General features: G+C 49.8%; 1 protein-coding gene. It reads left to right on the top strand.

Annotated elements, in window-relative coordinates; all coding sequences use genetic code 11:
* Positions 1–142: 142 nt before the first annotated feature.
* On the top strand, positions 143–953 hold an 811-nt coding region (locus tag MKP05_RS21175; protein WP_240570124.1), incomplete at its 3' end, for a hypothetical protein.

The raw sequence follows: 953 nt of genomic DNA, 5'->3' as shown, positions 1-953 counted from the left end.
CTACAGCGCATGAAGCCGCGCTTGCGGAGCGTACCTATCAGAAACATGACGACATTGACGCCGCCATTGACGAAATTTTGGCAACGCTGAAACTGCCAAAAACGCCGGTAGAAGATACTGATGAAGAAGAGGTCATTTACCAATGAAACGTTGCCTTTTAGCACTCCTAATCTCAGCCGTTTTAAGCGGTCAGGCTTTCGCTATTGGCGTTCCTGTCATGGACGGCGCACAGATTGCAGGTCAGATACGCGAGCTGTCGCAGGGACTGCGTAACTATGACCAGTACCTGCAACAGACCGGACTCAGTAACAGTCAGCTTCTGCAAGCCTATAAAGACTATGACCAGATGCTGACCGACTATAAGCAGGTATTACGTGAAGCACAGCGCCTGAAAGCGACGCTTCAGGGACAGAATCTGGAGACGTTCCTGAACCGTCTGAAGCAGATTGATATGTACGATCCGCGCTACTCCAGAGGGGATGATGCACATGTTGGCGATCAGCCGTGGGATGATGCGGTTGAACGTAATAAATTGCTCAACGGCTGGGGCATGTCTGATGAGGAATGGTCTCAGATGAACTCTGAAATTCCTTATACCGCTAACGACAGGGAGCGCGCCAAAGAAATCTTCCAGTACCGGAAACGCAAAGCTGAGGGTGCTGTCCGTCAGGATCTTGCCAGCCGTAAAACTGACGAGTCACTGATTGAGCAGACCAAACGCGCCGACGAGCTGGGTTCGGCACTGGATGATTTAGGTGATAACGATGCGCTTGCAACACAGCAGCTTATGGCTCGCCAGAATCAGATGATTATTGATCAAAATCTCGAAATGCAGGCTCAGAAAAATACTGAGTTCAAAATGTCGAATCAGATCGCAAACGACTATTTCAACAACATGGCAAAAGCCCGCGAACGCCGCGAAAAAGCCATGTCCAAAGCTTACAAAGAGGGCA

It is taken from the genome of Halomonas flagellata (assembly GCF_022487945.1).
GTDB classification, from domain to species: domain Bacteria; phylum Pseudomonadota; class Gammaproteobacteria; order Pseudomonadales; family Halomonadaceae; genus Halomonas; species Halomonas flagellata.
This window is presented reverse-complemented; position numbering and strand designations above follow the sequence as displayed.